Origin of the sequence: Streptomyces sp. NPDC005706 (assembly GCF_040631045.1) — a bacterium.
Taxonomy (GTDB): Bacteria; Actinomycetota; Actinomycetes; order Streptomycetales; family Streptomycetaceae; genus Streptomyces.
The window spans coordinates 98,145-121,347 of sequence record NZ_JBEXYS010000024.1 but is presented as its reverse complement, the minus strand read 5'-3'; the positions used below and the strand labels follow the sequence as shown (position 1 = coordinate 121,347).

General features: G+C 70.6%; 22 protein-coding genes and 1 pseudogene. 9 read left to right on the top strand and 14 right to left on the bottom strand.

Annotated elements, in window-relative coordinates; all coding sequences use genetic code 11:
* On the bottom strand, positions 1-1,656 hold a 1,656-nt coding region (locus ABZ478_RS29365; protein WP_359553878.1), incomplete at its 3' end, for an RICIN domain-containing protein.
* 738 nt (positions 1,657-2,394) lie between these two features.
* Between ABZ478_RS29365 and ABZ478_RS29360 the strand changes: the two genes are divergently transcribed.
* The gene (locus ABZ478_RS29360) at positions 2,395-2,943 is read left to right on the top strand and encodes a DUF1062 domain-containing protein (protein WP_359553876.1); all 549 of its coding nucleotides are present in this window, start codon (positions 2,395-2,397) and stop codon (positions 2,941-2,943) included.
* 120 nt (positions 2,944-3,063) lie between these two features.
* Positions 3,064-4,584, top strand: a complete 1,521-nt coding sequence (locus ABZ478_RS29355; protein ID WP_359553874.1) for a hypothetical protein — start codon at positions 3,064-3,066, stop codon at positions 4,582-4,584.
* 64 nt (positions 4,585-4,648) lie between these two features.
* Here the strand turns inward: ABZ478_RS29355 and ABZ478_RS29350 are convergent, their stop codons facing one another.
* Together ABZ478_RS29350 and ABZ478_RS29345 are read right to left on the bottom strand one after the other, a co-directional pair.
* A complete protein-coding gene (locus ABZ478_RS29350; RefSeq protein WP_359553872.1) occupies positions 4,649-5,851 on the bottom strand; it encodes a DUF6215 domain-containing protein in 1,203 nt (400 codons plus the stop codon).
* Between the two features lie 96 nt (positions 5,852-5,947).
* On the bottom strand, positions 5,948-6,316 hold the full coding sequence (locus tag ABZ478_RS29345) for a hypothetical protein (protein WP_359553870.1): 369 nt from the start codon (positions 6,314-6,316) through the stop codon (positions 5,948-5,950).
* Positions 6,317-6,421: 105 nt separating this feature from the next.
* On the opposite strand from ABZ478_RS29345, the gene sigJ reads away from it, so the two are divergent.
* Positions 6,422-7,339, top strand: a complete 918-nt coding sequence (gene sigJ, locus ABZ478_RS29340) for an RNA polymerase sigma factor SigJ (protein WP_359553868.1) — start codon at positions 6,422-6,424, stop codon at positions 7,337-7,339.
* On the opposite strand, the gene ABZ478_RS29335 is transcribed toward sigJ, so the two are convergent.
* Together ABZ478_RS29335 and ABZ478_RS29330 are read right to left on the bottom strand one after the other, a co-directional pair.
* Positions 7,336-7,695: an ATP-binding protein gene (locus tag ABZ478_RS29335; protein WP_359553866.1), complete on the bottom strand. Its 360-nt coding sequence runs from the start codon at positions 7,693-7,695 to the stop codon at positions 7,336-7,338. The genes sigJ and ABZ478_RS29335 overlap by 4 nt on opposite strands.
* A complete protein-coding gene (locus ABZ478_RS29330; protein WP_359553864.1) occupies positions 7,692-7,916 on the bottom strand; it encodes a hypothetical protein in 225 nt (74 codons plus the stop codon). The genes ABZ478_RS29335 and ABZ478_RS29330 overlap by 4 nt, the downstream gene beginning before the upstream one ends.
* Before the next feature lie 133 nt (positions 7,917-8,049).
* On the opposite strand from ABZ478_RS29330, the gene ABZ478_RS29325 reads away from it, so the two are divergent.
* From ABZ478_RS29325 to ABZ478_RS29315, 3 genes are all read left to right on the top strand, one after another.
* Positions 8,050-8,913, top strand: a complete 864-nt coding sequence (locus tag ABZ478_RS29325; RefSeq protein ID WP_359553862.1) for a helix-turn-helix transcriptional regulator — start codon at positions 8,050-8,052, stop codon at positions 8,911-8,913.
* The gene (locus tag ABZ478_RS29320; RefSeq protein WP_359553860.1) at positions 8,885-9,163 is read left to right on the top strand and encodes a DUF397 domain-containing protein; all 279 of its coding nucleotides are present in this window, start codon (positions 8,885-8,887) and stop codon (positions 9,161-9,163) included. The genes ABZ478_RS29325 and ABZ478_RS29320 overlap by 29 nt, the downstream gene beginning before the upstream one ends.
* A 182-nt stretch (positions 9,164-9,345) precedes the next feature.
* On the top strand, positions 9,346-10,110 hold the full coding sequence (locus ABZ478_RS29315; protein WP_359553858.1) for an alpha/beta hydrolase: 765 nt from the start codon (positions 9,346-9,348) through the stop codon (positions 10,108-10,110).
* A 65-nt stretch (positions 10,111-10,175) separates the two neighbouring features.
* Here ABZ478_RS29315 and ABZ478_RS29310 read toward each other — a convergent pair whose 3' ends face one another.
* The 4 genes from ABZ478_RS29310 to ABZ478_RS29295 form a co-directional block, all read right to left on the bottom strand.
* Positions 10,176-12,224: an NAD(+) synthase gene (locus ABZ478_RS29310; protein WP_359553856.1), complete on the bottom strand. Its 2,049-nt coding sequence runs from the start codon at positions 12,222-12,224 to the stop codon at positions 10,176-10,178.
* A gap of 119 nt (positions 12,225-12,343) precedes the next feature.
* Positions 12,344-14,287, bottom strand: coding sequence for a S53 family peptidase (locus ABZ478_RS29305; RefSeq protein WP_359553854.1), 1,944 nt, complete (start codon positions 14,285-14,287; stop codon positions 12,344-12,346).
* Positions 14,288-14,506: 219 nt separating this feature from the next.
* Complete coding sequence (locus ABZ478_RS29300) at positions 14,507-15,139, bottom strand: DUF305 domain-containing protein (RefSeq protein ID WP_359553853.1); 633 nt, start codon at positions 15,137-15,139, stop codon at positions 14,507-14,509.
* Positions 15,136-15,813, bottom strand: coding sequence for a DUF3105 domain-containing protein (locus ABZ478_RS29295; protein WP_359553851.1), 678 nt, complete (start codon positions 15,811-15,813; stop codon positions 15,136-15,138). Before ABZ478_RS29295 ends, ABZ478_RS29300 begins: the two co-directional genes overlap by 4 nt.
* 136 nt (positions 15,814-15,949) lie before the next feature.
* Here ABZ478_RS29295 and ABZ478_RS29290 point away from each other — a divergent pair, with 136 nt between their 5' ends.
* Positions 15,950-16,405 carry an Rrf2 family transcriptional regulator gene (locus tag ABZ478_RS29290; RefSeq protein WP_359553849.1) on the top strand — a complete coding sequence of 152 codons (456 nt, stop codon included), beginning with the start codon at positions 15,950-15,952 and terminating at the stop codon, positions 16,403-16,405.
* A 107-nt stretch (positions 16,406-16,512) separates the two neighbouring features.
* Here the strand turns inward: ABZ478_RS29290 and ABZ478_RS29285 are convergent, their stop codons facing one another.
* Positions 16,513-17,700: a globin domain-containing protein gene (locus ABZ478_RS29285; protein WP_359553847.1), complete on the bottom strand. Its 1,188-nt coding sequence runs from the start codon at positions 17,698-17,700 to the stop codon at positions 16,513-16,515.
* Positions 17,701-18,037: 337 nt separating this feature from the next.
* On the opposite strand from ABZ478_RS29285, the gene glnA reads away from it, so the two are divergent.
* On the top strand, positions 18,038-19,399 hold the full coding sequence (glnA, locus tag ABZ478_RS29280; protein WP_199210301.1) for a type I glutamate--ammonia ligase: 1,362 nt from the start codon (positions 18,038-18,040) through the stop codon (positions 19,397-19,399).
* Positions 19,400-19,557: 158 nt separating this feature from the next.
* On the opposite strand, the gene ABZ478_RS29275 is transcribed toward glnA, so the two are convergent.
* Both ABZ478_RS29275 and ABZ478_RS29270 read right to left on the bottom strand, forming a co-directional pair.
* Positions 19,558-20,049, bottom strand: a complete 492-nt coding sequence (locus ABZ478_RS29275) for a hypothetical protein (protein WP_359553846.1) — start codon at positions 20,047-20,049, stop codon at positions 19,558-19,560.
* The gene (locus ABZ478_RS29270; RefSeq protein WP_359553844.1) at positions 20,046-20,681 is read right to left on the bottom strand and encodes a hypothetical protein; all 636 of its coding nucleotides are present in this window, start codon (positions 20,679-20,681) and stop codon (positions 20,046-20,048) included. Before ABZ478_RS29270 ends, ABZ478_RS29275 begins: the two co-directional genes overlap by 4 nt.
* A gap of 197 nt (positions 20,682-20,878) precedes the next feature.
* Here ABZ478_RS29270 and ABZ478_RS29265 point away from each other — a divergent pair, with 197 nt between their 5' ends.
* Positions 20,879-21,688, top strand: coding sequence for a maleylpyruvate isomerase family mycothiol-dependent enzyme (locus ABZ478_RS29265; RefSeq protein ID WP_359553843.1), 810 nt, complete (start codon positions 20,879-20,881; stop codon positions 21,686-21,688).
* 18 nt (positions 21,689-21,706) lie between these two features.
* On the opposite strand, the gene ABZ478_RS29260 is transcribed toward ABZ478_RS29265, so the two are convergent.
* Positions 21,707-22,135 (bottom strand): hypothetical protein, encoded by a 429-nt coding sequence (locus tag ABZ478_RS29260; RefSeq protein ID WP_359553841.1) that lies wholly within the window; start codon positions 22,133-22,135, stop codon positions 21,707-21,709.
* A 145-nt stretch (positions 22,136-22,280) separates the two neighbouring features.
* Positions 22,281-22,802, bottom strand: a pseudogene (locus ABZ478_RS29255) (DUF2637 domain-containing protein); the annotation flags it as partial.
* Positions 22,803-23,203: the final 401 nt, after the last annotated feature.

The window sequence follows — 23,203 nt, the reverse complement described above, 5'->3', positions numbered from 1 at the left end:
GTCCTTCTGCTGCCCGACCAGCAGACCACGGCCCCGCGGCGCGCCGTTGGCGTCCGCGATGCCGTAGGCGGCCTGCATCGCGGTGTCCGACGCGGTCGCGGCCTTCTGCGCCGACGCAAGCTGCGCCTTGAGGGCGGCGAGCTGTGTCTTCGCGGCCGTCTGGGCGGCCGTGACGGCCGCCTTGGCCTTGTCCACGTCGGCCTTCGCCGGAGCGGAGCCGGTGTGGGTCTTGGGGACGATCTTGAGCTTCTGCGCGGCGGAGCCGTTGCACGTCGACAGCACGGCGTCCTTGCTGTTGTCGAACGACGGCAGGTTCAGGCACTTGCCGGTCGCCGCGTTGCGCAGCGGACCGGCGCTGCGCACGTCGAACGTCCACTGCTGCGCCTTGCTGCTCCCGCAGTCCCGGATCTGGATCTTCGTGCCGTCGGCACTGCTGCCGTTCAGCACCTCCAGGCACTTGAAGGAGTTCGGATTGACCAGGGTGTAGCCGTCGGGGTAGGAGCCCATCAGCTGCCACTGCTGGGCGGCTCCGCCGTTGCAGGTGTAGACCTGGACCGGCGTGCCGTTGTCCTTCTTTCCGCCCTGGACGTCGAGGCACTTGCCCGCCGCGCCCGGCACCTGGATCTCCAGCCGGCCGTCGCCGATCCAGCTGATGCCGCCCTCGGTGTAGTGGTCCAGCCAGCGGGTGGCGTAGTCGGCGATCCACGACTGGCCCAGCATCTTGCCCAGGGCGAAGGCGCCCTCCTGCAGGGCCTTCGTGCTGGTGGCGCCGGCGGCGAGGATCTGCTGCCGCTGCGTGGCCTGCGACGCGATCTCCTGCTGCCATTCGGCCGATGCCTGTGCCACCTCCTGGCCGAGGACCCGGTCGGGGTCGATCGGGTCGTGCCACGCGCACTCGGCGAACCGGGCCTTCAGGTCCTCGACCGCGACGCGGAACTCCGGGGTGTCCGGCTCCGGGGCCGTGCGGGCGAAGCCGCCCGAGGACAGGAAGATGCGGGCGTCGTCGGCGAACACCCTGGGAACGAAAAGCTGGTTGGGCTCGATCTTGCCCGAGTTCTTCTTCCACAGGGCCCATGCCTGCTGCTCGGCCGGCGTTCCCCCGGTGGTGTACAGCGGGTCACCGATCGCGAGCGCGGCGGCCTTCGTACGGTCGTCGGCGGTCGGCGAGGGCTCGTAGAACGGGGAGAACAGGTCGATCGACTTGAAGTACGACTGGTACAGCCACGGAAGCAGCCCGACCTGGTCGAAGATCTTGTCCTGCCCCTGCGGTGCGCCGGGGTAGGAGTCCAGACCGCTGACGGAGCCGCGCCACGCCTGCTTCTGCTCGTCCACCTTCTTGACCCACTGGTCGCTGGCGGTCTCGTCGGCGTTGTACGCCTGATGCAGCGGGGTGCCGGTGTCGTAGAGGTCCCGGTCGAGCTTCTGGTGGAGCTGGTCTGGCGGCAGCCCGACGGAGTTCTGAGCGAGGGCGAAGATGTTGGGTCCGCCCTTGCGCAGGGCGTCGACGGCGACACACTGATCGCCTCGCAGCTGTTCCGCCGCCTTGGTGTCGTACCCGTCGTAGGAGTCCCCGACCGGGGCCGCGTCGTCCCGGCCCGGGAGGCCGGCGAGGTCGGGCCGGACGGTGAGCCCGGCGATGACCGCGGCGGCGGTCACCAGCAGGATGATGCGGGCAAGCAGTCGCGATCGTCCGGGTCTTGGTATGAGAAACCCGGTTAATTTGGCACGCAAGGAGCAGCCCTTTCTTCTTCAGGGGGCACGAGACGAACGGTCGGCCGCGGAGCCGGGCGGCTTTGAGCGCACGGGCCCCTGAGGAAGACTCAGGTACGGCTGTACCTGGCTGTGATGTCGCGCATGGAAGGCCGCTGTGACGGCATACCGATGCGATCCCTCCCCGTGAGCGACGACGTTCCCCCGGTCGCTGGTCAGTGTGCGCGGGCGCGGACTGGTCAGGTCCCGCCGGTGCGCGGCGACACCTTAGACACATCCGGACAGCCTCGTACAGGTGTTCACCTTCCCGGAGGGGCGAGCCGGTGGCGTGATTCGTTCTGCTGGTCAGCTTTTCGAGGAGGGCCCGACAGCGCTTGTCCACTACGGAGTACCTGTGTGCTTCCTGTGCAGCTCCTGTGGGCATGGCTGACTGGTGGAGCGCGGGAGCCGATCAGAGATGGCCGAAGTTCGCCCCCGGACCGGTGCCGGCGCGGTGAGGCGCTCGAAAACCGGTGGAGCGGTACCGCCGGCTGTCACTAACGTGCCGACTGACCGAGTCGTCTGAGGCAAGGACGTGCCGTTGTACACCGTGTGAGACCCCCCGAGTGCTGATCGGTCGCGCGTCGCGCCTCCGCGCCGCGCTGCTTTCCGCTGCGGACTTCTCACTGAAGACGGTGTACTTCTGTGCTCAATAGCTGGGTGGTCATGCCCACCTGCCTGCCGCTGGTTCTCCGGCGCTGCCACGACTGCTCGTCCGAACGCTTCCGGACGAGCGGCAAGTTCCGGGTCAACGCGAACCACAAGCTCATCGACGTCTGGCTCCTCGCGCTCTGCACCACCTGCGGGGCGACGACGAAACTGACGGTCCTGGAGCGGGCGAACGTGCGCTCCGTAAGGCCTGAACTGCTGGACCGGGCCCACGACAACGACCCCGTCCTGGCGGCCGAGTCGCTCCAGGACCCCGTCGTGCGGCGACGCAATCGCATCGCCCTCGACTGGGACAACGCCTGGCGTCTCGACACCGGCGGCTCGGATCACCTGGACCGCGAGGTGATCGACGTCTCGGTCCGCTTCGCCGCGCCGATCCCCGTCCGGCCGGTGCGGCTGATCGCCGAGGGCTGCGGCCTCTCGCGGGCCGAGGTGGAGAGGCTGATCGTGGCGGGGAAGGTCGTCTCGGCGGTCCGGCTGACCGGCAGACTCTCCGGCGACTTCACCTTCACGCTCAAGCGCTGAGCCCTCCTCGGGCCCGGGGGCCTGTCCGGCGGGATCCGCCGGACAGGCCCCCGCGCAGGAGCGGAGCCGCGTGACAGTACCGATGCACGGACGTGATCTCCTCCTGGCAGGGTGAGCCCGGTGGACATGAGAGAGGGCGTCGAGTGCCGCCACGAGACGGGACGGAGCAGGGCTGCCGCCCCGGCCGGGCTGCTGCGGGCGGCCGTCGGGCCACTCCTTCTCCTGGTCGCGGTGCTGGCCGGCCTCGCGGGCTGCGCGCCCTCTTCCGGGCCCGAACTCGTCGCGCCACCGGTGTTCTACGTCTCGCGCGACCCCCACAGCACCGAACAGCTGCACGTCGAGGAGAAGGGGGCGGCCCGCGTCACGGTCACCTTCGACGCCAGGGACCTCAAGGGCGTCGCGGTCATCAGGACGGCGATGGACGTCTGTCCGGTCCGTCCGCCGGTCTTCCGCTGCGAGGGACAGGACGACGTCTCCCGGACGGGGATCCGCCAGTACTTCCGGCTGAGCCCCGCGCGGGGCGCCGAGGCGGGTGACTCGGCGGTGCTGCGCTATCGGGTGGCCTCACCCGGCCGGCCCGCCGTCACCGGAAGCTCCCGCATCGTGGTCGGCAGGCCGGAGCTGGTGGTCGACGCACACCCCGACCGGCACGACGTCGACCCGGGCGGCACCCTGGCCGTCTCACTGACCCTGCGCAACACCGGTGACGTACCCGCCCGCGGTGTCGCGCTCTTCATGAACACGCGGGACGGCCTGGCGCCGGCCGAGAAGCACAGCAACTGCCGTTACCGCGACACCACATCGACGTGGTGCCGCCTCCCGGCCGCCGATGTCGTCATCCCCCCTGGCGCGTCCTACCGCCTCGGCGCGCGGGAAGTCCTCAGGGCCGGCCGTGACGCCACCCGCCCCACCGTCTCGTTCCAGGCCGCCGCCCTCGGCACCGACTACGTACCGCCCGACGAGCTGGCGTCGCGGTACAGCCCGGGCGACGGAGCCGCGCTCCGTCTGGTGCCCGCCGGGGACCGGGGCGCGGGGACCGCCGGCGAAAGCTCGGCGGAACTCAAGGTGTCGGTGCGCAACGAGAGCGACCTGGCCGCCGTGGCCGGTACCGCCAGAGGACCCGTCGGCAGCCGTGCCACGGTACGCGTCGGCGTGCGCAACGACGGCCCCGGCGCGCTGCCCGTCCCGGTGCGGGTCGAGTTCACGGTGCCGTCGGGCACCACCGTCGTGTCCGCCCCCTACGAGTTCGAGCGGGACGAGGAGCTGATCGACCAGGAGTGCCGCGCTCTCGCGCCGGACGGTACGCCCCTGGCCGCTCCGTCCGTGAAACAGCCGAGGGCACGTCGGTACCTGTGCACGGCGAGCACCGCGGCGGTGGGAGCCACGACGACCTTCCCCTTCACCCTCCGCATCGACAAGGACGGCCCCCACCACGGAGGACGGGTCACCGTCTCCGGCATCGCGGCCGGCCGCGTCGGCCATGACACCAAGACCGCCAACGACACCGCTCAGGTGGCCGTGGCGGTCTGGCCCGGCCCCTCCTGGGCCACTCCCGGCCACTACGTGGCGGCGGCGATCGTCCTCGCGGTACTCCTCCTCGCCGCGGCCCTGGGCAGGTGGCGCCGGAAGCGCTCGCGCTGACCCGACGGGCCCGCCGTCCCGGCACGGGCGGAAGCGACCGGGCCGGGGCCCGTGCCGAGGCGGCTCAGCGAGCGCTCCGTTCGAGGACCGTGGGGAGAACCTTCTCCGCGATGTCGACGAGAGCGCCGTCGTTCGGGAGGGCGCCGGACTTGCTCCACACGGTGATGTCGTAGTAGCCGCCCCGGTCCTTCCGGTCGAGGGCGACGGACAGCGTCCTGGCCAGGGGGCCCTGCTGGACCGGCCCGCTGTTGTGCTCCTTGCTGAAGTCGATCTCGATCCTCATGGTGTGGTCCGAGGAGAGGAACGCGGGCCGGCCGAGAACCTCGAGTGTTCTGACGTCCTTCTCGACCCGGTCTCCCGCGATGTCGAACAGCCTCACGTACTGGGCGGTCGACAGGTGGTTGTAAGTGGCCGAGAGGTTCACGGTGTACGTGTCGAACGTGATCTCCGCCTCCGGCTCGGCGACCTTCCCGTCGGTCAGGGCGGCGGTGCCGTTGGTGCCCGAGGCCGTGTCCGCGGTCTCCCCGGGTGTCCCCAGGAGCCGGGCCAGGTCGGGCCGGTTGAGCGCCTCGCACAGGTCGTCGCCGGTCACGGGCCGGGGCGTCTTCTCGTACGCCTTCGGCAGCTTCTCGTGCTCCGGGTCCGAACACGAGGCGGGCCCAGGCGTGGTGTCGGTGGACGGCATCACACGGGGGCCCAGCCACACCGCGGCCGCGAGCGCCCCGAACACGGCCAGGGCCGCGACGGCCTGGCCCCACGCGTTGTGGTCCTTCTCCGGTCTGCCCGGCCCGGGACGCGGTCCGGTTCCGGTATGGCCTCCGGCCGGGGCTGAGGTCGGGAGCTGAACGGGAGTTGCAGCCGGGGCCGGAATCGGAGCCGGTGCCGAGCCCGAGGCCGTGATCGGGTCCGCGGTCGGAGTCCGGGCCGGCTCCCGGGCCTGGGCCGGAACCGAGGCCGAGGCCGAGGCCGCCTGGGTCTGCTCCGAGGCCGGGGCCCGACCCGGCGCCGGTGCGGCAGTCCCGGTCACCGTCCAGCCCGCGGCGGACGCCGAACCCTGATCCTTGTTCCGGCGCGCGCGAAGCGCCCGGACCACCGTGTGGACGCGGATCGCCGTGAACACGAGGAACGCCGCTCCGATGGCGGCCGCGACCCGGTCGGTGTCGCGTACGGCGAGATACATGATGCGCAGGCCGAAGACGGACCCGATCACGATGAGCAGGGGTTCGCGGACCCAGAAGGGCAGCACGCGCAGGAGTAGACCGAGCATCCGGTGATCTCATCAGGGACATGACCACATTCGCCGTGGTGGAGGCCACAGTTCCGGGTTCGCTCCGGCACCTGCCCCCGCTCCCCGCGCCGGGCCTCAGCGGCGGGTCAGCGCCAGCACGCTCAGGCCGAACATCAGGACACCCAGGGGGAGATGGACCGACGGGACGTGTGCGATGCCCAGCACGACCTGGACGGAGGCGAGTACGAGGAAGCCCGACGCGTGCCAGATGGGCCGGGGCGAGCCGCCGCCCGGCTTCCACGCCAGCACCGCCGCGAGCACGTACAGCATCGACGCCCCGTACATCACACGGGCTCCGACACCGTGCAGCGTCTCTCCGTAGGACGAGGTCAGCAGCAGTCCGGCGGACACCGCCTGAAGGAAGATGGTCAGGGTCTGCAGGGCTATCGCGGTCCGCAGGAACGAAGAGCCGCGTCGTTCGTCCGCCGTCACCTGAGTGGCCATGTCCCGGTCCCCTCTTTCCGCCCTCTCGGGCAGCAGGTCGATAAGGTCTCATCAGTCCGACGACGCGGGCCTGCGAAAGGTAAGGCGAGGGGGGCGGCGGGAAGCATGGGGGCTACGGGGGCCGGTGCGGCCGAGACGATCGGCGAGCGACGCCAACTACTGAACGTCGCTTACCGGTTGCTGGGCTCGGTGAGCGAGGCCGAGGACGCCGTGCATGACGCCTACACACGCTGGTACGGGCTGCCGCGAAGCCGGCAGGAGGAGATCCTGTCTCCCGGCGCCTGGCTCACGACGGTCACCAGCCGCATCTGCCTGGACCTGCTCGGCTCGGCGCGGGCCCGCCGTGAACGCTACGTCGGCGCGTGGCTGCCCGAACCGCTGCCCGACCGAGCCGAGTGGCAGCCCGCGGGAGGTGCCGACCCCGCCGGGCCTGCCGACCCCGCCGACCAGATAGTTCTGGACGAGTCGGTGGCCATGGCCCTCCTCGTCGTCCTGGAGTCGATGACGCCGGCCGAGCGGGTGGCGTTCGTCCTGCACGACGTCTTCCGTTACCCGTTCGCCGAGATCGCCGAGGTGCTCGGCCGGACTCCCGCGGCCTGCAAGCAACTGGCGGCCTCCGCCAGGCGACGGGTGAGAGCCGCGCGCGCTCCGGTGACGACGGCCGGCCAGGCCGACATGGTGAGGCAGGTCAAAGAGGCATGGGAGGCCAAGGACATCGCGGCCCTCGTGGGACTCCTCGACCCGGCCGCCGTGATGACCGCCGACGGCGGCGGCATGGTCGGCACCGTCCTGCGCCCGGTCGAGGGCGGCGCGCGCATCGCCCAGTACATGGTCGCCATCAAGGACATGGCTCCAGGTCTGGAACTCCTGGAGCGCTCGGTCAACGGTATGCCGGGTCTGGTGGCCCAGCGTGACGGCACCGTCGCGACGGTGGCCTCGTTCGAGGTCTCCGAAGGGCGCGTGACCCGGATCTGGGTGGTCCGCAACCCGGAGAAGCTGCGGCCGTGGGAGCGGGCGGGCTAGTCCGGCGCCCAGGGCAGTTCGCACCAGACCGTCTTGTGGTCCGGCCCCTGGTCCACGCCCCAGCGCCGGGCGAGGGCGTCGATCAGGGCCAGGCCGCGGCCGGACTCGGCGGTCCCGGTGGCCGACAGCAGAACGGGGAGGGTGCGTGCGTCGGGGTCGGTGACCTCGACACGGGTGTGGCCGTGCGGGGCACTGCTCACGCGGACCGTGACCGGGGTGCCCTCGCCGAGGTGGTCGATGACGTTCGTCAGTAACTCCGTCGCGCACAGGCGCACTTCGTGGTCGAGGGCGCGCAGCCGGTGGCGCAGCTCCGGCACGGCCTTCGGGGTGGCGAGCAGGTCGAGTTCGAAGGTCATCGCTCCGCCGCCGTCCTGCGCAGGGCCGCGGCGAGCGCCTGGGCCGTGGCCGTGTTGCAGTTCCCGAGCGCGACGAGGCCGGCGGGCGGCGTGTACGTACCGGCGAGGCTCGGCAGGTCCACGCGGAGTGAGGGCAGCGTGATGTCGTGCAGGGCGAGGGCGGTGCGCAGGTTCTCCACGCAGAGGGTGACGTCGTAGGCGGTGGGGGAGTGGTCGGGCATGGGGGGCTTCGGCCTTCTGTGCGGTGAGTTACGAACACCTCACAGAGTGTCGCCCGGCTCGCTACCGTGGAAGAGGGTTCGCGTCCGCGACGCGAGCAGCGGAAACGGCAAGGTGAGTTACGGCGGTGAGCACGTGGTCCGGCGCAAGGACATCGACGGTTCGGTCAGCGTCCCCGACTTCTACGGCAAGGAGTTGAGGTGGCAGCGGGAGGCCGCGGGGCTCTCGCTGGAGCGGTTGGTCGAGGGCAGCTTCTACGGCAAGTCGCACCTCAGCGACATCGAGCACGGCAAGCGGCGCATGCCGATGGATCTGGCCCGCCATGTGGACCGGGTCCTGGGCACCGACGGCTACTTCGAGCGGCACTGTGAGGATGTGCGGAGGGCGCGGCGGGGGCCGCACGCCGCTTACTTCGAGAGGGCTTTGGAGGCGGAGAAGCACGCCGAGTCGATCGAGTTGTGGTCTCCGAGCATCCTGCCCGGGCTGTTGCAGACAGCACCCTACGCACGTGCGCTGGTCCACTCCGCTCACCCGTCCGCGTCGGACGAGTGGGTCGAGGAGAAGGTGCGGGCGCGGCTCGATCGTGCCCGTCTCTTCGAGGGCGATCACGCGGTCCCGGAGTACTGGGCCATCCTCCACGAGTCACTGCTCACGGACGCCATCGTGCCGCTTGAGGGCATGGCTGAACAGCTCGACCGCATCGTGGAACTGACGGACCGGCGCCGGATCGTTCCGCAAGTCGTTTCGCGGAGGAGTGGCGCGTATCCCCTCATGGCCGCCTCCATCATGATCATGACCTTCCCGGATGCCCCGCCGCTGATCTACACCGAGGCGTCCTACAGCGGAGACACCATCGAGGATCCGGCTCTCGTGAAGCAGTACCGCAAGGCATACGATCGGCTCAGGGCCGTCGCGCTGTCACCGGGCGCGTCCCTCGCCATGATCAAGGCAGCCGCAGAGGATTACCGAAATGGCAAGCGACCGGATCGACTTGAGTGAAGCGCTCTGGCTCAAGAGCAGCTACAGCAATGGCGATGGCGGGGAGTGCGTCGAAGTGGCGAGCGACTTCCCCGGCGCTGCCCTCTGGCGCAAGTCGAGCTACAGCAACGAGAGCGGCGGCAACTGCCTGGAAGTCGCCCGCAACATCCCCGGCCTCGTCCCCGTCCGCGACTCCAAGGTTCCGCACGGCCCCGCCGTCGTCCTCGGTGCCGCGGCCTGGGCCGGTTTCGTCGCCTCGCTCAAGCGGTGAAAAGGATTGGACGGGACGATGCCGGGCTTGTAGCTTGCGGTTGACCGTGACGCCGCCCGAGGAGGTGAGACCCATGAACGCTGTATCGACGTGGGTGCTCCCCCTTCCCGTCACGGCCGGCGACTGACGTAGGTGTCGCCGGGAGCGCCTCGACAACAAGGCACTCCCGAAAGGCAACACCCGTGCATTCTCTTCGGTTCACCGCCGAGTCGTCGTCGAACGGCGTGGTCGAGCGCGACTTCACCGTGGGCGACGTCCCCGGCGTCCTCTGGTCGCCGGCCTCCGGCGCCGATCGCGCGCCGCTCGTCCTGCTGGGCCACGGTGGCGGCGCCCACAAGAGGCACCCGGCGGTGACGGGCCGCGCCCGCCTTCTCGTGACCGGCTGCGGTTTCCATGTCGCCGCCATCGACGCGCCCGGTCACGGCGACCGTCCGCGCACCGCGTACGACGAGCGGGAGATCGCCGAGCTGCGCAGGGCGCAGGCGGCGGGCGAGCCGGAGGGGCCGGTCGTCGTCCGTTACAACGCCCGTCTGGCGGAGCTCGCCGTGCCCGAGTGGCGGGCGGCCCTGGACGCCCTTCAGGGACTTCCGGAGATCGGCGCCGACGGGCCGGTGGGCTACTTCGGCATCGCCATGGGCACCGCGATCGGGGTGCCGCTGGTGGCGGCCGAACCCAGGATCACGGCCGCGGTACTCGGCCTGATGTGGCCCGATGCCCTGGTCGAGACGGCGAAGCGGATCACCGTTCCGGTCGAGTTCGGCATGCAGTGGGACGACGAGCGCATCCCGCGTGAGGCCGGTCTCGCGCTGTTCGACGCCTTCGCCTCGAAGGAGAAGACATTGCACGCCAACGCGGGCAAGCACTTCGACTTCCCCAGGTTCGAGGCCGACGGCGCGGCCCGGTTCCTCGCCCGGCATCTCGGCCGGGCGGTCACCTCACCGGCCTGAACGTGAGCGGCGGCGTCCGGTCCGTCCGTCGGGCGCCGCCCCCGAAGCCCAGGGGGCCGTCGTCCTCACGCCTCCGGGATGTCGAACCGGGCCAGGTCCCGCAGCCAGGCACGCGCGTTGCCGTCGGACGGGGCGCGCCAGTCGCCGCGCGGGGAGAGGGAGCCGCCGGCCGAGACCTTCGGGCCGTTCGGCATCGCCGAGCGCTTGAACTGCGCGAACCCGAAGAAGCGACGGCAGAAGACCTCCAGCCAGCGCCGGATCTCGGGCAGGTCGTACGCCACCCGCTTGGCCTCCGGGAAGCCCGGCGGCCAGTCGCCGGCGTCCGGGTCGTGCCAGGCGTGCCAGGCCAGGAAGGCGATCTTCGACGGCCGGAAGCCGTAGCGCAGCACGTGGAAGAGGGTGAAGTCGTGCAGCGCGTACGGGCCGATCTTCGACTCCGTCGACTGCATCTCCTCGCCCGGGACCAGCTCCGGGCTGATCTCGGTGTCGAGGATCGCGGCGAGCGTCCGGCCGGTCTCCTCGCCGAACTGGCCGCTGCTGATGACCCATCGGATCAGATGCTGGATCAGTGTCTTCGGCACGCCGCCGTTGACGTTGTAGTGGCTCATCTGGTCGCCGACGCCGTACGTGGACCAGCCGAGCGCCAGCTCCGAGAGGTCACCGGTGCCGAGCACGATGCCGCCGCGCTGGTTGGCCAGCCGGAACAGGTAGTCGGTGCGCAGACCCGCCTGCACGTTCTCGAAGGTGACGTCGTACACCGGCTCGCCGGAGGCGAACGGGTGGCCCATCTCCTTCAGCATCAGCCGCGCGGTCGGCGTGATGTCCAGCTCGGCGGCGGTGACCCCGAGCGACTCCATCAGCTTGTGGGCGTTGTCCTTGGTGTGGTCGCTGGTGGCGAAGCCGGGCAGGGTCCAGGCCAGGATGTCGCTGCGCGGGCGGCCCGCTCGGTCCATCGCGCGGGCGGCGACGATCAGCGCGTGCGTGGAGTCCAGGCCGCCGGACACCCCGATGACCACCTTCGGGCCGCCGATCGCCTGCAGCCGCTGCTGAAGGCCCTCGACCTGGATGTTGTACGCCTCGTAGCAGTCCTGGGCGAGGCGGTCGGCGTCGGACGGCACGAACGGGAAACGCTCCAGGCGGCGCCGCAGACCCAGGTCGGTGGAGGGCGGGTCGAGTTCGAAGGCGACCGTACGGAAGTCGTCGGTGCGCGCCTTGTGCGTACGGCGGTTGTCGTCGAACGTGCCCATCCGCTGCCGCTCCTGCCGCAGCAGGTCGAGGTCCACGTCGGCCACCGCGTAGCTGTCGCCGAGCGGGAACCGCTCGGTCTCGGCCAGCAGCACACCGTTCTCGTAGACCATCGCCTGGCCGTCCCAGGACAGGTCGGTGGTCGACTCACCGAGACCGGCCGCCGCGTAGACGTACGCGGCGAGGCAGCGGGAGGAGGCCGAGCGGCACAGCAGCTTGCGGTCCTCGGCCCGGCCGACCGTGATCGGGCTGCCCGAGAGGTTGACCAGGACGGTCGCGCCGGCGAGGGCCGCCTCCGCGCTGGGCGGCACCGGCACCCACATGTCCTCGCAGATCTCGGCGTGCAGCACCAGGCCGGGCACGTCCCCGGCCGTGAACAGCAGGTCCACGCCGAACGGCAGGCTCTCGCCGCCGAGCCGGATCGATCCGCCGCGCTCGTCGGCGCCGTCGCCGATCTGCCGGCGCTCGTAGAACTCCCGGTAGTTCGGCGGGTACGACTTGGGCACGACGCCGAGGACCCGGCCGCGGTGCACGATCACCGCGCAGTTGTAGACCCGGTTGCGGTGGCGCAGCGGGGCACCGACGACCAGCACCGGCAGCAGATCCGCCGACCCCGCCACCACCTGCTGGAGCGCCTCCTCGACCTGGTCGAGCAGCGCGTCCTGGAGCAGCAGGTCCTCGATGGAGTAGCCGCACAGCACCATCTCCGGGAAGACGGCGACCGCGACGCCCTCCTCGGCGCACCGGCGTGCGTGACGCAGGACCGCTTCGGCGTTGGCGGGCGGGTCCGCGATGACGGTGTGACCCGTACACGCGGCGACCCGTGCGAAGCCGTGCTGATAGATCGACCTGAAGTTCAACGGAGGCACGCGCCCAGTGTAATCGTCAGAGCGACACGATAGGGGGTGCGGGGGTGTGTGCCGCGCCCGGGAACGACGAGGGGGCGTGGGGTGCGAGCACCCCACGCCCCCTCTACCGGGTCAGCGGATCAGTGACGCCGGTACGACTGGACGTAGCCGTTCGCGGGCGAACCCACGCCGGTGACGTCGTCGTAGCCCTTCACCGCGGACAGCGAGCTGTCCTTGCCGAGGCTGCGGACCGAGGTCGCGAGGCCGTCGGCGGCGTCGAAGCCGTTCAAGAAGTCGATCCGGGCGACCGCCAGGCCGGAGCCCGTCGGGTTGTCCGTGACGTCGTGGAAGACGCCCTTCTTGCCGTACTTCGCGTAGATCGCCGGGTTGGCGAAGCCGAGCGCCTTGCCGCCGCGCGCCTCCTGGGCCAGGGCCTGGACCGCCGCGATCACCGGGGCGGCCAGCGAGGTGCCGCCGATGCGGTACTCGCTGTACTGCTCGGTGCCGTCGGGGAAGGTCTGGGTCTGGCCGACCAGGAAGCCCGTGTTCGGGTCCGCGATGGCCGCGATGTCCGGGACGACGCGGTTGCCGGCGGCGTTGTTGGCCGTGGCGAGCGCCTTCGGGACGACGTTCTTCTGGTAGTACGGCTGCGGCACCGTCTTGCTGGTGCCGCCGCCCGCGCCCGAGGTGTAGGCGCCCGGGAAGCCCGTCCAGCTCTTGCCGTCGGCCGACAGGGACGCCTTCTCGGTGCCCCAGCCGGTCTCCCACTGGTACTTGTCGCCCTTGCCGACGGCCAGCGAGGTACCGCCGACCGCGGTCACCCACGAGGAGTTGGCCGGGGTGTCGACCTGCTTCACACCGGTGTTGGCGACCTCGTCGCCGTTGTCACCGGAGGAGAAGTAGAAGCCGATGCCCTGCACCGCGCCGAGCTGGAAGACCTGGTCGTAGGCGGCCAGGAGGTCCGGCGTCTGGTTGGCCTCGATGTCGCCCCACGAGTTGGAGACGATGTCGGCCAGGTGACCGTCGACGATCTTGCTGAGCGAGTCCAGCAGGTCGTCGTCGTAGCAGGACGCGGCGCCCACGTACGTGACGTCGGCGGCCGGCGCGACCGCGTGCACGGCCTCGACGTCGAGGGTCTCCTCGCCGTACCAGCCGGCCGCGCCGCACTCCTCGGTCTTGGTGTAGTTCTTCGGCAGCACCTGGTGGAGCTGGCCGGTCTTCCAGGCCGCGTCACCGTTCTTCACCGCGTACTTGCCCGCGTCGAAGGCGATGGTCGGCGAGGCGTACGCGTCGGTGATGGCGATGCGCACGTGCTTGCCGGTGTAGCTGCCGGCGCCGTAGGCGGAGCGCAGCTGCTTGCCGGTGTAGCCCTTGATCGCGTACGGGACCTTCTGGCCGTACGCGTCCGGCAGCGTGCTCGCGGTCTTCGAGCCGTAGTACGAGGAGAACGGCCCGGAGTTCTTGAACACGGCGTCCGGCGGCGGAAGCTGGTCCTTGTGGTGCGCCTTGTGCGGGGCGTTGTCCAGACCGGTGACGGTCAGGACGGCACCCTTCAGACCGGCCGGCGCGGACGCGGTCGTCGCCGGGGCGCGGTAGGTCTTCGAGCCCTTGGCGAAGTTGTGGAACTGGGTGCCGAACGCCTTCTCGGCGGCGGCCACGTCACCGGAGACGGTGACGTAGTGCGAGGTGACCTCGGTGACCGTCAGACCGGCCGACTTCAGCCAGGACTTGACGGCCGTCACCTGGGCCTTGGTGGCACCGAAGCGGGCCTGCGCCTTCTTGGCGCTCAGGAACTTGCCGTACAGCGGCGAGTTCGGGTCGGACACGGCCTTGGCGTAGGCCGACAGACCGGCCGCGTCCCGTCCCGCCAGATAGACCCGGGCCTTGACCTGGGCGTCGTTCGAGGTGGCACCCTTGTCCGCCTTGGCGGTGGCCCACGCGGGCCGGGTGCCCTTCAGCGCGTCACGGGCCGGGCCGTCCGCGGCGTGCGCCGTGGGTATGCCCAGCGCCAGCGCACCGGCGATCATCGGCAGCGTCGCTGCCATGCTCACGCCGGCGCGCACCTTGGCGCGGTTGGATCTCATAGAACCCCCTGCGATGCGGTTCGCATGCACGTAGTGGCTGGTACGTCGTGGAGGAACGCACCGGCCCGCGGCGGTTCGGACCGGCGAATGGATCACACGACGATGGCCACTCTTGCGATGAACCGTTCATGCCAGGGGAACGCAAAGGTCAAGAGAAGCTCAAACAACCTTCATTCAAGGCGATTTGAGTTTTTTACGATGAGAGTCCGGATGGTGATGCTATGAACGGGGCTGTGCGCCACGCTCCTTGAGCATCCCGGCCATCAGCTCGATCTCCGACTGCTGCGCCTCGACCATGCCCTGCGCGAGCCGCTTCTCCACCCCCACCGTGCACTTGGCGGCACAGCCCTGGGCCATGTGGACGCCGCCCTTGTGGTGGTCCGTCATGAGCTGGAGGTAGAAGACCTCCGCCTGCTTGCCGTTCAGCGTGCCGAGCTTCTTCATCTCGGCGTCGGTCGCCATCCCCGGCATCAGCGCCCCGTCCTTGCCGGCGGGCATGTCGCCCATGCCCATCCAGGTCATCGGCGGGTCGGCGGACACCTTCGGCAGCTCCCAAAGGTCCAGCCAGCCCAGCAGCATGCCGCGCTGGTTGGCCTGGGTCTGCGCGATGTCGTAGGCGAGGCGGCGCACCTCCTCGTTCTTCGTGCGGTCCCGCACGATGTACGACATCTCGACGGCCTGCTGGTGGTGGACGGCCATGTCCCGCGCGAACCCGGCGTCGGCGGACCCGGCCGCCGGCGTCGCGGTGTCCGTCCCGCCGGAGTCCTCGGCCACCGCGTACGTGATCGCGCCGGCCGCGACGAGCACCGCCGCGGCCGCGCCCGCCGCCCAGCCGACGTGCCGCCGCCTCACTTCATCGCCCCACCGGTGCACGAGGCGCCCGGCTCGGGCGTCTGCTTGCCCTGCACGTACGTGGCGAAGAACTTGTCCACCTCCGGGTCGCTCGCGCTCTTCACGGTCACCTGGTGGCCCCACGCGGACAGGATGATCGGGGCGGCCTGGTTCTCGAACGGGCTCATCAGCGAGTACGGCGTCTTCTTCACCTTCGCCGAGAGCGCGTCGACGTCCGCCTTGGCGGCCTTGCCGGTGTACGTCACCCAGACCGCGCCGTGCTCCAGCGCGTGCACGGCGTTCTCGTTCTGCACCGGCTCGGTGTAGACGTCGCCGTTGCAGTTGAGCCACACCGGGTTGTGGTTGCCGCCGACCGGCGGCTGCATCGGGTACGACACCTTGCTGGTGACGTGCGTCCGCGACAGCTTCCCGGACCAGGTCCGCACCCCGTCCTTGCCGGTGGTGAAGTGCCCCGAGTCGCCGGAGTTCTTGGCGTCGCCGCTCGCTGCCGAGTCCTTCTTGCCGGACTGCGAGTTCACCAGCACCACACCGCCCACGGCGAGGCCGGCGACGACCACCACGCTGGCGGCGACGGTGAGCACCCGGTTGCGGCGCGCGCGGGCGCGCTCGGCGCGCCGCATCTCCTCGATGCGTGCCTTGCGCGCGGCGGCGCTGCTGTTCTTGGCGGAACCCATGAGGCGTGTCCTTCTGGGGGAAGTGGCGTGGACGATGGGGCTCGCCGATCGTAGTGCGCTCGGCGGGCCGTGCCCCAGCGAGGGCACCGGAACCGAATAATTTGAACCCGCGATGCGCATTACCTACTCTCGTGGTATGCGGCTGCTGCGCTCCACCGACCTGGCCCTGCGGGTCCTCATGCGACTCACCGTCGCCGACGAGACCAGCCCCACGACCCGTCAGGTCGCGGGGGACATGGACGTGCCCTACACCCACGCGGCCAAGGTCGTCGCCGAACTCCAGCACATGGGGCTGCTCGACGCCCGGCGCGGCCGGGGCGGAGGCCTGAGTCTGACCGAGAAGGGGCGCACGGCGTCGGTGGGCGCCGTGGTGCGCGCCTTCGAGGGCGACGGCGACGTCGTCGACTGCGAGGGCGCCGGCCAGGGCGTCGCACCCTGCCCGCTGAACACGGGCTGCCGGCTGCGGGGCGCGCTGCGCGGAGCCCAGGAGGCCTTCTACGCGGCGCTGGACCCGGTGACGGTGCAGGACATCGTCGTGAACCCGACGGCTCCGCTGCTGCTGGAGATCGGCCGGGCGCCGCAGCCCCGGTAGGGGAGCCCCCCGATCCAGGCAGGGGGGGGGTGACGTGCCCGGTGACACGGAAGGGAGCCCCGCGGGACCGGTGAGGTCCCGCGGGGCGCCCTTCGCGCCCGTCCGGGTCAGGCGGCCTTGGCGAGCCAGAGGTCCGGGCCGAACACCTCGTAGTGGATGTCGGCGGGGGCCACGCCCTTCTCGATGAGCTGGGCGCGCACCGCGCGCATGAAGGGTAGCGGACCGCAGAGGTAGGCGTGCGTGCCGGCCGGGACGTCCACGTCCGTCAGGTCGACCAGGCCGGTCCGCCCGGCACCCTCGGCATCCTGCTCGTAGAAGAAGACCGGCTCGGCGTCGGGCAGCTTGGCCGTGTACGCCTCGTGGTCGGAGCGCAGGGCGTGCGCGGCGGGGGAGCGGTCGGCGTGCACCACGGTCACCGGCGCCCGGTGACCGGTGAGGGCGAGCTGCTCCAGCATGGCGATCATCGGCGTGACGCCGATACCGGCGGAGGCGAGCAGCAGCGGCGCCTCGGTGTCCTCCAGGACCAGGTCGCCGTAGGGGGCGGAGAGCTGCAGGACGTCACCCTCGCGCACGTGGGCGTGCAGGTGGTTGGAGACCTCGCCGTCGGGCGCGGTGCCGTCGCCTGCCACCCGCTTGACGGCGAACTGCCGCTCCGGCGAGCCGGGGGCCGCGGTCAGGCTGTACTGGCGGATCTGCCGGGCGCCGTCCGCGAGGGTGACGCCGACCGAGACGTACTGGCCGGCGCGGTAGCCGGGCACCGGGCCGTCGTCCACCGGGCGGAGCTTGAAACCGGCGACGTCGGCGGTCTCGTCGATCCGCTCGACGACCTTCCACTCGCGCCAGCCCCGCTGCTCGCTCTGCGCGTACAGCCGCTTCTCGATGGCGATGAGGGCGTTGGCCATCAGCCAGTAGACGTCGGTCCAGGCGGCGGCGACCTCGGGGGTGACCGCGTCGCCCAGGATCTCGGCGATCGCGGCGAACAGGTGCTCGTGGACGATCGGGTACTGCTCGGGGACGATGCCCAGCGAGGCGTGCTTGTGGGCGATGCGCTCGAGCATCGCGTCGGGCCGCTGCTCGGGGTTGTTCACCAGGTACGTGGCGAAGGCGGCGATGGAGCCCGCCAGGGCCTGCTTCTGGATGCCGGCGGCCTGGTTGCCGCGGTTGAACAGATCCCGCAGCAGTTCGGGGTGGGCCTCGAACAGCCGGGCGTAGAAGCGCTCGGTGATCTCGCCGATGGCCGCGCCGACGGCGGGCAGGGTGGCGCGGACGGTGGCTGCTGACTGCTCGGACAGCATCAGGACTCCTCGATGGGCTCGATCGCTTCGACTCGCTCGATCGCTCGACTGATCAAAACGGTAGAGAAACTTGCATCTGAGATGCAAATTAAAGAGGGGTGGTATCGGTCACGCCCGAAGCGGACCGGCCATTACGGATGCCGCCCTGGGCAGGCAAGATGGGCGGCAGAGCGGTACACCTGCCGTAAGTGAGGCGTTCAGGCCGAGGACGCCCGGGCGATCAAGGTCCGCAACGCACGTGAAACGGTGTTGTGGTGTGATGCTCAGGTGCCCGACCGCCTGCCCCCGCGATGCGGGAACCCGGGCGGCCTGACCAGCAAGGATGGGGAAGCGGAAGATGGACAAGCAGCAGGAGTTCGTGCTCCGGACGTTGGAGGAGCGCGACATCCGGTTCGTACGCCTGTGGTTCACGGACGTGCTGGGCTTCCTCAAGTCCGTGGCCGTCGCTCCGGCCGAGCTGGAGCAGGCCTTCGACGAGGGCATCGGCTTCGACGGCTCCGCCATCGAGGGCTTCGCCCGCGTCTACGAGTCCGACATGATCGCCAAGCCGGACCCCTCCACCTTCCAGATCCTGCCCTGGCGGGCCGAGGCCCCCGGCACCGCCCGCATGTTCTGCGACATCCTGATGCCCGACGGCTCCCCGTCCTTCGCCGACCCGCGCTACGTCCTCAAGCGCGCTCTGGCCAAGACCTCCGACCTGGGCTTCACCTTCTACACCCACCCCGAGATCGAGTTCTACCTGCTCAAGGACAAGCCCGTCGACGGCTCCCGGCCGACCCCGGCCGACAACTCGGGCTACTTCGACCACACCCCGCAGAACGTCGGCATGGACTTCCGCCGCCAGGCGATCACCATGCTGGAGTCGATGGGCATCTCGGTGGAGTTCTCCCACCACGAGGGCGCCCCCGGCCAGCAGGAGATCGACCTGCGCTACGCCGACGCCCTGTCCACGGCGGACAACATCATGACGTTCCGCCTGGTCATGAAGCAGGTCGCGCTGGAGCAGGGCGTGCAGGCGACCTTCATGCCGAAGCCGTTCTCGGAGTTCCCCGGCTCCGGCATGCACACCCACCTGTCCCTCTTCGAGGGCGACCGCAACGCGTTCTACGAGTCGGGCGCCGAGTACCAGCTCTCCAAGGTCGGCCGCTCCTTCATCGCGGGCCTGCTCAGGCACGCGGCGGAGATCTCCGCGGTCACCAACCAGTGGGTGAACTCCTACAAGCGCATCTGGGGCGGCTCCGAGCGCACGGCGGGCGCCGGCGGCGAGGCCCCCTCCTACATCTGCTGGGGTCACAACAACCGCTCGGCCCTGGTCCGCGTGCCCATGTACAAGCCCGGCAAGACCGGCTCCGCGCGCGTGGAGGTCCGCTCCCTGGACTCCGGCACCAACCCGTACCTGGCCTACGCCGTCCTCCTGGCGGCGGGCCTGAAGGGCATCGAGGAGGGCTACGAGCTTCCCCCCGGCGCCGAGGACGACGTCTGGGCCCTGTCCAACGCCGAGCGCCGCGCGATGGGCATCGAGCCCCTCCCGCAGAACCTCGGCGAGGCCCTGACCCTCATGGAGAGCAGCGATCTGGTCGCCGAGACCCTCGGCGAGCACGTCTTCGACTTCTTCCTGCGCAACAAGAAGTCGGAGTGGGAGGAGTACCGCTCCGAGGTGACCGCGTTCGAGCTGCGGAAGAACCTGCCGGTGCTGTAGTAGCAGGTCAGAGGCGCTCAGGTAGGGACAATCCTGTGTGGCCGACCGCTACTGGCGATCGGCCACACCGCGTCGAAGCCGGCGCGCCGCCGGCGCCCGCACCGTCAAGTCTCATCACGACCGAGGTCTGAGCGTCCCGGCGCGGGCCGGCCATCCGGCTAAAGGGCGTTGATCTGCCAGGCGATCACGCCGGTCGATCCCCTGGTGCCGTCGGCGTTGATGCGGACCGGCTCGTCCGCGGTGATCCGCTGCTGAATTACCGACTTATCGCATGGCACCGTGGTCTTCGTACCGGCTTTCGCGGGCACGAACGTCAGCTGCGCAGTCCCGTTTCCGGCGCATGCGAGGCTGATTCGATAGGTCTTCCCCTTGCTCAGTGTGGGTTCGCTGTGAATGCCGTCGGTCACGCGTTCGGCGCCGGCCTCGACAGGCGTTCCGCTGCGAACGGCGGCGAGAGCCGCCTGGGCCTGCTTACTGAGTTCTTGCTCCGACGGCTTGGATGCCGTCCGAGCCGAACTCGGTGCGGACGGCTGTGAAGAATCCGCCCTGTCCTCGCCGCTGCCAGACGTCGTGCACGCGCTGAGCAGGAACGCCGACATCAATACGGAGCATCCGGCGAGCTGGGCCGTCCGCCGGCTCGAATAGGTCATGACGTGGTTTCCCAATACTTCCAGCCGGTTTCCGACGTCGGCAGGACCGCCGTACCGTGGCCGAGCTCGCGCGGGGCTCCGCAACCGCTGCCGACGGTCTGGAGTTTCTTCCAGTGCACTTTGTAGCCCCAGGAACCGTACTGCAGGTGACCGTACCGGTTCCTGGCGATGTCGTGGCTGTAGGTGTGGCCTGTGGTGATGCTGACGCTGCCGGCCACCTTGACGGAAATCGTTGTTTTGGCCTTCGCCAAAATCGCGCCGGCCGACCACTCACCGCTCCCCGTGACTTCCAGTGAGATGGTGCCGCTCCTGGTCACGGACACCGACATGGTGCCGCCCGGGCCGTCCTTGTACTTGGTGCCGTTCCACCACGAAGGCACGTGATATGCCTTCTTTGATGACAATTCGTACCAGGTCGACGGTCCGCTGCAGATCCCCGAAAGTCCGTCGGGAAGTGGTTGGTCTGTCTCGTCCTCCCAGCCCTGCCTGTCGTTGACTTCCGTCGTCTGGTCGGCGGATGCGGCCGTGTCGTCGACCGGCTGCTCTTCTGCGGCGGCGGTGCCTGCCGCAGTGAGACACAAAAGCAGTGCTGCGGCAGCGCTGGTCAGTGCGCGCCGTGAAGTCATGCCCATGTGACACCTTTGTGTGGACCGCCCCCCTAGCGGTCGGATGCATGGACACTAGGTGTAACCGCATGTACGCATCAAGTTCAAGATCCATTCCCTGAGGGAAACTTGAGAGTCCGGAATCTCGCCCGGCGAGGGCGGCCGCTTCCGGCGGGCGGGAAAACCGCTGTCCCGGCTCCGGGGCCCGGTGATAGACAGCCGCGGTGGAAAACAACCTGGAGTTCTCCGGCCTGCTGCGGCTGATCGACGAACGGTCGGCCGCCTTCCGTGCCGCCGTCGCCTCCGCGCCCGACCTCGAAGCGCGGGTGCCGTCCTGCCCCGAGTGGACGCTGTTCGACCTGGTGCAGCACCTGGGCGGGGGAGACCGCTTCTGGGCCGCCGTCGTCGGCGCGGGCCCGGCCGACGTCCCCCCGGCCGAGGCCGTCGCCGAGCGCGCCGCCGTCGCCTCCGGCGTCACCGTGGCCGCGCCGCGCGAGCGCGAAGCCCTGTCGGCCTGGCTGGCCGAGTCGACGGAGCTGCTGCTGGGCGCGCTGCGCGAGGCGGGCCCGGACCGCGGCTGCTGGACGTGGTGGGGTGCGTCGCAGTCGCCGCGCGACTCCGGTGGCGTCGCCCGGCACCGGGTCCAGGAGACCTCGGTGCACACCTACGACGTCCAGCTCACCCTGGGCGCCCCGCGGCCGCTGCCGGACGAGGCGGCGCTCGACGGTGTCGAGGAGTTCCTGTCCACCTGCTGCGCGACCACCAGTGCATGGCCGCACAAGCCCACCGCCTTCGACTTCCACGCCACCGAGGGCCGCTCCTGGCGCCTCACGGTGGACGGCGACGGCGCACGGTTCACCCGCCTGCCCGCCACCGCCACCGGCGAGGGCCCGGAGATGGCCGGTGCCTCCGTCCGGGGCACGGCCGGTGAGCTGGTCCTCTTCTTCTACGACCGGGTCCCGGCGGAGTCCGTGCGGATCGACGGGGACGCCGGACTCATCGGCCTGCTCCGGGCCTGGGAACCGGAGGACTAGGGAACTCCCGTGCGCGGGTCAGCAGTTGACGGGCCGGTTGCCGGAGGCGACCCGGCAGAAGTCCGCCCCGGGCCCGCCGTCGACCGTGCCGGCGTTCGGGCCCACGAAGAGCGAGTCGCCGCCGTCGCCGCCGAGGATCCTGCCGCTCGCCGTGGTACCGGAGTTGGCCGTGACGGAGTCGCCGCCGGCGCCACCGTCGACGGTGCCGGCGACGGCACCGTTGATGGCGATGTAGTCGCTCCCGCCCAAGCCGTTGACGCTGTCGCCCGGGGCGAGGGGGCCGCAGCTGATGTAGTCGGAGCCGGCGGTGCCGTTGACGGTCGTGCCGGACACGGGAAGGCCGTTGACCGTGCACGACGTCAGGGCCTGTGCGGGCGTCGCGGTCAGGACGAGGGGAGCGGCCACGAGGGCGGCGGCGCAGAGCGTGCGCATCGCGTGTCTGATCATGCAACGAATGGATTCACGGTGACCGCGTGATCGCAATCCAGCACCGTGGGTGAGGCCGCCGTCCGGGGCGGTCCGCCGCCCGGACGGGCCACCGGGAGTCGGTGGCCCGTCATGCGGGTCATCTGCCCCGGGCCGCCTGCGCGGGGCGCTGCCGGTGGCGGGAGATGCGCTGGCGCGGTGGCCGGGTCAGGGTGACCTGACGGACCAGTTGCTGGAAGCAGGTCAGGGCGGCGAGGGCCGGCAGGACGGCCGCGGCCACCCCGGTGAAGGACCTCTCGGCCTCGGCCACGCAGAGCGTCATCGCGACGGAGGAGAACAGCAGCACCACGCACCAGGAGTGCAGGGCGCGCCGCCGGTGCAGCGCGGTCCGCAGGATGGAGAGCGAGGCCACCATCCAGGGGCCGTAGACGAGCAGCGGCCACCAGTGCAGCGGACCGCTCCGGGTCCTGGCCGCGATGTGCTGCAGCGGGGCGTAGGCGGCCAGGCCGCCGAACACGCTCACCATCGCCGCGACGGCGGCGGCGAGGGCCGCGATCAGGAAGCTGACCGTCTGCAGCCACGTGAAGCGCAGTTTCCGCGTCCGCACCTTCCGGTGCCCGACGGGATGGCGCCGGAGGGGCGGCAGTTCGCTGGTGATCCGCGCCAGATTCTCCATCGGGTCGCCGGTGCCCGGCTCGGCGCCGTACGACGGGTCGCTGTCGTACGCCGGGTCGGTGCCGTACGACGACGGGTCGCTGTCGTACGCCGGGTCGGTGCCGTAGGACGGCTCGGTGCCGTACGCGGGCCCGGCGCCGTACACCGGCTCGGCCCCGTACGCGGGCCCGGCGCCGTACACCGGCTCGGCCCCGTACGCGGGCCCCGTGCCGTACACCGGCTCGGCCCCGTACGCGGGCCCCGTGCCGTACACCGGCTCGGCCCCGTACGCGGGCCCCGTGCCGTACACCGGCTCGCTCCCGTACACGGTCCCCGTGCCGTACGACGGCTCACCCCCGTACACGGCCCCGGTGCCGTACACCGGCTCGGCGACGCCGTACCACGGCTCGGTGCCGTACGGCTGCCCGCTGCGCG